This is a genomic window from Pseudolactococcus laudensis, from assembly GCF_013449735.1.
Lineage (GTDB): Bacteria > Bacillota > Bacilli > Lactobacillales > Streptococcaceae > Pseudolactococcus > Pseudolactococcus laudensis.
The window spans coordinates 1-7288 of the sequence record NZ_JACBNY010000041.1 but is presented as its reverse complement, the minus strand read 5'-3'; the positions used below and the strand labels follow the sequence as shown (position 1 = coordinate 7288).

At 39.6% G+C, this 7288-nt stretch carries 7 protein-coding genes and 1 tRNA gene; 6 read left to right on the top strand and 2 right to left on the bottom strand.

Translation table 11 applies throughout. The features are described from left to right. Positions 1 to 143 precede the first annotated feature (143 nt). Positions 144 to 902: a Cof-type HAD-IIB family hydrolase gene (locus HZR21_RS11045; protein WP_180747660.1), complete on the top strand. Its 759-nt coding sequence runs from the start codon at positions 144 to 146 to the stop codon at positions 900 to 902. Between the two features lie 284 nt (positions 903 to 1186). Here the strand turns inward: HZR21_RS11045 and pta are convergent, their stop codons facing one another. Both pta and udk read right to left on the bottom strand, forming a co-directional pair. Beyond that, positions 1187 to 2170 (bottom strand): phosphate acetyltransferase, encoded by a 984-nt coding sequence (gene pta, locus HZR21_RS11040; RefSeq protein WP_180747659.1) that lies wholly within the window; start codon positions 2168 to 2170, stop codon positions 1187 to 1189. Positions 2171 to 2245: 75 nt separating this feature from the next. Continuing rightward, positions 2246 to 2872, bottom strand: coding sequence for a uridine kinase (udk, locus tag HZR21_RS11035; protein WP_180747662.1), 627 nt, complete (start codon positions 2870 to 2872; stop codon positions 2246 to 2248). Positions 2873 to 2925: 53 nt separating this feature from the next. On the opposite strand from udk, the gene HZR21_RS11030 reads away from it, so the two are divergent. From HZR21_RS11030 to HZR21_RS11010, 5 genes are all read left to right on the top strand, one after another. Then, the gene (locus HZR21_RS11030; RefSeq protein WP_180747658.1) at positions 2926 to 3990 is read left to right on the top strand and encodes an ATP-binding cassette domain-containing protein; all 1065 of its coding nucleotides are present in this window, start codon (positions 2926 to 2928) and stop codon (positions 3988 to 3990) included. Then, positions 3990 to 4697 carry an energy-coupling factor transporter transmembrane component T family protein gene (locus HZR21_RS11025; protein WP_180747657.1) on the top strand — a complete coding sequence of 236 codons (708 nt, stop codon included), beginning with the start codon at positions 3990 to 3992 and terminating at the stop codon, positions 4695 to 4697. Before HZR21_RS11030 ends, HZR21_RS11025 begins: the two co-directional genes overlap by 1 nt. Positions 4698 to 4758: 61 nt before the next feature. Further along, positions 4759 to 5754, top strand: coding sequence for a Gfo/Idh/MocA family protein (locus HZR21_RS11020; RefSeq protein ID WP_180747656.1), 996 nt, complete (start codon positions 4759 to 4761; stop codon positions 5752 to 5754). After that, positions 5720 to 6829: a DEAD/DEAH box helicase gene (locus HZR21_RS11015; RefSeq protein WP_374940032.1), complete on the top strand. Its 1110-nt coding sequence runs from the start codon at positions 5720 to 5722 to the stop codon at positions 6827 to 6829. Before HZR21_RS11020 ends, HZR21_RS11015 begins: the two co-directional genes overlap by 35 nt. Before the next feature lie 32 nt (positions 6830 to 6861). Further along, positions 6862 to 6933, top strand: a tRNA-Arg gene (locus HZR21_RS11010). Positions 6934 to 7288: the final 355 nt, after the last annotated feature.

Here is a 7288-nt window from a genome sequence, read left to right as displayed (position 1 = left end):
AGGGTCTCCTTTTAAACTTAATTTTTCAAGATAGTCGCTATCTCCAAATAAATTCATCTTCAATACCTCGTTAGCTTATTTTTAATCTATTATACCTCTTTTCATACGTTTTTAGAGGTGCCCTAAACAAGACATATCATGCGATGGCGTTTTTCGACCTCGACGGCACGCTTTTGAACCAACAAAGCAAACTTGACGAGGAAGTTATCCAAGCCCTCCACCACATTCGACGCAACGGTATTTTGCCTGTCATTGCTACTGGACGTGGACACTTTGAACTAGAGTCACTCATGGCTCAGTCAGGTATTACGAGTGCGGTTGCTATGAACGGTCAATTTATCATCGTTGAAGGCGAAACCATTTACCACGAGCCAATGGCGGTGGCTAATATCCAGAAATTGAAAACATTAGCAGACGCTAAAAATCAATCACTTGCTTTTTATGATAAGGATAGTTATTGGGTTTCTGAGATGACACCTCTCGTCAAAGATGCTTACGGTTATACCGATGCACCGTTACCAACTGTCAATGACACGCGCTACCTGACAGACGAAATTAACATGCTCCTGATTTTCAGCGACCAAGCATCCGATGTTGCCTATTATCAAAACCTAGTGCCTGAATTTAATTACTTCAAAAATACGCCTTATTCAATTGACATCATCAATGCCGGTTCAAACAAGGGGACAGGTATCAAAAAAGTCGTTGAATTATTAGGCTTTACTGGCGAAACTTACGGCTTTGGTGATGGACCAAATGACATCCACCTACTAGAAGCTGTTGACCACGCGACTGCCATGGGAAATGCCATAGATGAGCTCAAAACAATTGCTGAATTCATCTCAACCGCTAATACCGACCACGGTATCGTCAATGCTTTTAAGCATTGGGGTTGGCTTTAAATCATAAGAAATGGGCTGGGACATTTTGTCCTAGCTTTTTTTAAATTAATAAATAGTAGTTTTACCGATTTCGTATTGTTTTGGCAAAAGAATACAGATTTGGTAGAAAATTAACGATTTTTTTACCAATTTCGTATTGTTTTGGCAAAAGAATACAGATTTGGTAGAGAAGCACCAAAACATGATACAAAAAAGGCTATGAACTATTTCTAATGTCAATAGAAAATCATTCATAGCTTATTTTTTAGAGGACTCTTGTCCCAGATTCATTCTATGTTTTAGTCTTACATCAAAGCCTGAGCAGCCGTGATGATTGATAATTTATAAACATCTTCTTCATTTGAGCCACGTGATAAGTCAGAGACTGGTTTGTTTAGACCTTGAAGAATTGGGCCAATGGCCTCAAAATTTCCGAGACGTTGGGCGATTTTGTAACCGATATTCCCAGATTGTAAATCTGGGAAAACAAAGACACTGGCATTACCGGCAACTTGAGAATTCGGGAATTTCAGGCGACCAACTTCTGGTACGAAAGCCGCATCAAATTGCATTTCGCCATCAATTTTAAGTTCTGGGCGTAAGTCTTTGGCTATTTTGGTTGCCTCGACAACTTTTGTCACATCTTCTGATGCGCCAGAACCATTGGTTGAAAAGCTGAGCATAGCGACACGTGGTTCAATATCAAATAATTTTGCTGTTGCTGCTGAATCAATTGCAATTTCTGCAAGCTCTTGAGCACCTGGTTTGATATTAATCGCACAGTCACTGAAAATATATTTTTCTTTACCATAAGCCCGTACCATTAAGAATGCGCCTGATGTTCTTGAAATACCTGGTTTAGTCTTAATGATTTGAAGTGCTGGACGTACTGTATCAGCAGTCGAGTGGACTGCACCAGATACCAAACCATCAGCTAAGCCCATATAGACTAGCATCGTGCCAAAATAGTTGACATCCAATAAAATATCACGCGCTTGTTCTTCAGTTACTTTGCCTGCACGACGTTCTACAAACGCTTGAACCATTTCATCAAATTGTTCATAATCTGCCGGGTCAATAATCGTAAAGAGTGATGACTGCAAACCGCGTGAGCGTAATGTCGCTGAAATTTCTTCGACATTGCCCAAAAGAATAGGCGTCACTAACTGCTCAGCCTGCAAACGGTAAGCCGCGCCAAGAATACGCGGTTCAATACCTTCTGGAAAAACTATTTTTAAATTTTTCCCTGCAATTTTCGCTTTGAGTCCATCAAACAAATCATTTTTCATCTATCGTTCGTCCTTACTTAATTTTAGTTTACCGACACATTATAGCATAATTCACAAAGATTTGTAAACGTTTTCTTACTTATTTTCTTCCAAAATTGACGCTATTTTGGTATTAATAATGTCTAAACCAACCAAATTGCTGATACCTTCAGGAATAATCAGGTCAGCATAGCGTTTCGTTGGCTCGATAAATTCATGGTACATCGGTTTCACTGCACCCAGATATTGTGTGATAATACTATCTAAACTTCTACCACGTTCTGACATATCTCGCTTAATCCGACGAATAATCCGAACATCATCATCAGTATCCACAAAAATTTTAATCGCCATCATATCACGCAAGCGCTCATCTTCTAGGACTAAAATCCCTTCGACGATGATAACATCTACTGGTTTTTGACAGTAGGTCTCTTTACTGCGGGTATGATTTGTATAATCATAAATCGGAATTGCGACCTCTTTTCCCTCCTGAAGTTCCTCAAGCTGGCTAATCAAATACGTCGTATCGTAAGCTAAAGGATGATCATAGTTGGTCTTAAGACGGTCTTCAAAGTCCAGATGACTTTGGTCCTTATAGTAAGAATCATGCTCAATCAAAGCGATTTGTTCATTAGAAAAGTTGGTCAGTATGGCTTGGCTAACAGAAGTCTTGCCCGAAGCAGACCCTCCTGTCACACCAATTATCATTGGTTTTTTCATCATAACTTCTATTATATCAATTTTTTCGTTTTTTTGTTAAAATAGATACTATAATGAACACAAAGAACACTTTAAAAACGCCAGTGGACGAGCCAATCGTCATCCAAACAGGCGACAAGATCTTAATCACTGGCGCTCTGGGTAGCGGTAAAACAAGCTTACTCAAAGAAATAGCAGCCACTTTTCCTAAGCATCAATTTGACATCCTTTTTCAAACCTTAGACGACAATTTCATACCAGGCACAGTAGCTGAAAATCTCGCTTTTACCTTAGAAAACAATGCCATTCCTTTCAGGGAAATGAAGTTAAGTGTTCTAGCGTGTGCTAAGGATTATCATTTGACAGATGAGCTTAAAACTGACATTTCTGAGTTATCTACTTACAAAAAGCAAGTACTTGCCATGGCACAAATCCTCATCCACCCCACTGATATTTTAGTCTTAGATGAACCTTTATTTTTGCCAGAAGAATTTGACGGCACCTTGGTTGTAGCGGGTGATTTTGAGCCTGATTTCTTTGATTGCGTGATTGACTTGTCGGAAAGAACACCTCCGCAACCAATACCTGAGTTAGAACTCAAGCGTCAAATTAATCCAAACAAAGCTATCCTCTCAGTAACTGAACTTGTCGACAAAATGAGCTTTGCTGTTTACGAAGGTGAAAAAGTCGCAATCACAGCACCTGCTGAATTACCTATTGCTGATATGCTGGCTGGTTTTCGTCCGACGTCAGGTGAAATTGATTTTTACTATGAAGATGTCACCTACCAATCTCTTGATAAACGTGGCCGCAAAATTGGCTACATCATGGCTAATCCTGATGATATGATTTTTGTCAAACGCGTCTCTGATGCTAAAATTTCTGATGAACTGCTAGCGCTTTGTCAGCTAACAACTCTCAAAAATGCGCGGCTATCTGACTTGTCTTATCGACAGAAACGTTTATTTACAACTGCTTGTATCCTCAAACAAGCGACACCAATCGTTATCATCGACCAACCTGAATTTGAGGGATTCCCAGAAATTCTGAGCTATCTCGACCGCAAAGGCGTGACCTTGATTCTCATAACAAATCAGGATATTTTCTTGCCATTTATGGATAGACAGGAGGTTTTCTGATGGTGAAATCTTTAAACTCATTCAGTAAATTCGTCATTTTTATCCTGACAATGGCAGATGCACTTATTTCTAACGATACACGTTTTTTGGGTGTCTTGGCTTTGGTAGCACTGGCTTGTTTTGTACGTGCAAAGCTAAAATTTACTAAGTGGCTTGGTATTTTGATTGTCCTACACCTTGTGATTCTTTTTTGTCTGAATCCTGACTATGGTGTGACACTTTACCACTACAACATCAGTTGGATTGCTGACTTTACACTCCAAGAGGCGCTGTATTTGCTGACTATTTTTCTGAAAGATGTCATTATTCTGACCTTTTTACAGATTTTTTTACTAACAAGTCAGCCCGCAGAAATTTCGGCAAGTCTTAATACTATTGGCTTACCTTATCGACTGTCTTACAAGATTGGTCGACTTTTCGGGCTTAGAAAACAATTTAAAATTAACTATACCAAACTTCACGTTGCTGCTGCCGCTCAAAATCAAAAGTTTTCAAAGTTTGCCGCTGTTCGATTTTTGCTGAAAGCAAAACACGAAGAGACGCTAGCCAGTAGACATTTTGGGAAAAAGCAAAAACGTACCTGGTATCAGATGCGCCCGTTTAGTGAGCGTGATAAAAGAGCGATGCTGTTAGCGGTTTTTTCTGTTATAATAAGTATCATCCTGATTGTCGTTAATGGCGGTCGGCTTTGGAATCCTTTTCGATAGTTGATGTGCGGTGATTGGATATAAAATGGCTTAATATGAGCCAAATTAATGGAGATAAAATATGAAATTAAAACTTGGTGTGATTGGAACTGGCTGGATTTCGCGTGCTTTTATTGATGCGGCGTTGTCAACTAAGCAGTATCATTTCTCTGCGATTTATACGCGCAGTTTGGCGAGTGGTGTGACGTTCACTGAAGATTTTCATCATGTGGATGTCTTTGAAAATTTGGCTGAATTTGTTGGCTCAGACTTGGATGTCATTTATGTCGCGAGTCCTAATTCTCTGCATTTTGAACAGGCAAAGGCGGCGATTTTAGCTGGCAAGCATGTGATTGTCGAAAAGCCAGCTTTTTCGAATCCAACTGAATTGAATAAAATTATCAAACTTGCGGCTCAAGAAAAAGTACTTTTCTTTGAAGCGGCGCGTAATTTACACGAAAAATCTTTTGACATTATCAAGGACTTTTTGGCTGATAAAGTGATTGTTGGCGCTGATTTCACCTATGCTAAATATTCATCAAAAATGCCCGCTTTACTAAATGGCGAGCTACCTAATAAATTCAATCCTAAATTCTCTGGAGGTTTATTGGCTGACTTGGGTGTTTACCTGCTTTATGCGGCGCACGCCTTTTTTGGCAAGCCAAAGTATGCCAAGTATACGGCTGAATTACTTGAATCAGGCATTGATGTTTCTGGTGTTGGTGTTTTGTCCTACGAGGGCTTTAATGCCGCCCTTAAAACTGGTGGTAATTACAATTCATTTTTACCAAATGAAATCTATACGACGACCGGTACACTTGTACTCGATGCTGTCAATGCTATTCATTACGCGCGTTTCATCAAATTAGATGGTACGACGCTTGAACTACCGATTAAGGCACCCAAAGATAGCATGCAGGAAGAAGCTCTTGACTTTGCTAGAGTGATTGAAGACCCAAATACCCCGAAAAATTTTGAAGACTATGAAAACTGGCTAAGTATGGCGATTAACGTTGCTGCAACAAGTTACGCCATGAGAGAAAGTGCAGGAATTAAATTTGACGCTGACAAAAAATAAGCTACCCGAAGTCTGGACAGACGTATTAGCCTCTGTCTCTGACTTTACAGAGATTCAACAACAATCCTTTGATGTGATTGCATCCGGACAAAACGTGCTTGCAACAAGCCCCACTGGTACAGGTAAAACCTTGGCCTACCTTTTGCCAAGTCTCCTAAAAGTTCAAAAAAAACAAGGGCAACAGCTCTTGATTTTAGCCCCCAATAGTGAGCTCGCCGGTCAAATTTTTGAAGTCGTGAAATCATTAGCAGAGCCTCTAAGCCTAACCGCTAATCTGGTAATCTCCGGTGCTAGTATTAAGCGACAAATTGAGCGAATCAAAAAAGGGCCTGAAATTATCGTTGCAACACCTGGTCGCGCGCTAGAGTTGGTTAAAGACAAGAAAATCAAGATGACTGCTATCAATACCATTATTCTTGATGAAGTTGATAATCTGCTTGAAGATTCTCAATGGAAATTTGTGAAACCGATTATCACGCGCACACCTAAGGATTATCAGTTCATCGCCTCTAGCGCGACGGCTCATGAAGTTTATGAGACCATGGCAAGTTTTGCGCCTAACTTGGTTGAGATTAATGTCGAAAAAACGGAAGCAACGGTTGACCATTTCATGGTCAAAGTCGAGAATCGCAAGAAAATTGACCTCTTGCGACAAATTGCTCACATTCCTGGTATGCGTGGTCTAGTCTTCTTCAACCGTTTGGAAGACCTCGGCAATGCCGAAGAAAAACTGACTTTCCAAAATATCGCGGCTGTTTCTATCGCAAGCGATGTCAATGGTCGGTTCCGTAAAACGATTATCGAAAAATTTAAAAATGGTGAGATAACACTCCTGCTTGCGACTGATATCGCAGCACGTGGTCTTGACATTGATGACCTCGACTATGTGATTAACTTTGATATTCCAGTCAATCTTGAAAGTTATACCCACCGAACTGGTCGAACTGGTCGCATGGGCAAATCAGGCGTTGTTGTCAACATCGTTGGCAACTCATTCGACGAAAAGAATGTCAAAAAATATCAAAAACAACTTGAAAAGATTCTCAAAGCAGGTGAATTTATCAATATAAAATGATATAATGTCAAATGGCGATACGCCATTTACCTGTCCCTCTAGTATAACGGATATTACGGGCCCCTCCTAAGGGTTTGATGCTGGTTCGATTCCGGCGGGGGACATTCTGACATACAAAACAACCCCCTTATTTGATAAAGGGGTTGTTTTGTATGTGCCAAATCTTTTTTAAAAACTTTATGCACTTAATCTTAATTGCTCATCAATTCTATTAATTTCATTAGACAAATTATTTCTTGTATAATCGAAGATACCATCGTAAACTTCTTTCAGTCTCACCGTTATATCCGTTAACTGATATCTTTCTGGTTCAACTAAAGATACTTGCAAATCATATATAGGGCACCTCTAAAAACGTATGAAAAGAGGTATAATAGATTAAAAATAAGCTAACGAGGTATTGAAGATGAATTTATTTGGAGATAGCGACTATCTTGAAAAATTAAGTTCAAAAGGAGA

Excerpts from the sequence above, each read along its gene's own strand:
- HZR21_RS11045 (WP_180747660.1), top strand. The coding sequence starts at position 144 with ATGGCGTTTTTCGACCTCGACGGCACGCTTTTGAACCAACAAAGCAAA.
- pta (WP_180747659.1), bottom strand. The coding sequence starts at position 2,170 with ATGAAAAATGATTTGTTTGATGGACTCAAAGCGAAAATTGCAGGGAAA.
- udk (WP_180747662.1), bottom strand. The coding sequence starts at position 2,872 with ATGAAAAAACCAATGATAATTGGTGTGACAGGAGGGTCTGCTTCGGGC.
- HZR21_RS11030 (WP_180747658.1), top strand. The coding sequence starts at position 2,926 with ATGAACACAAAGAACACTTTAAAAACGCCAGTGGACGAGCCAATCGTC.
- HZR21_RS11025 (WP_180747657.1), top strand. The coding sequence starts at position 3,990 with ATGGTGAAATCTTTAAACTCATTCAGTAAATTCGTCATTTTTATCCTG.
- HZR21_RS11020 (WP_180747656.1), top strand. The coding sequence starts at position 4,759 with ATGAAATTAAAACTTGGTGTGATTGGAACTGGCTGGATTTCGCGTGCT.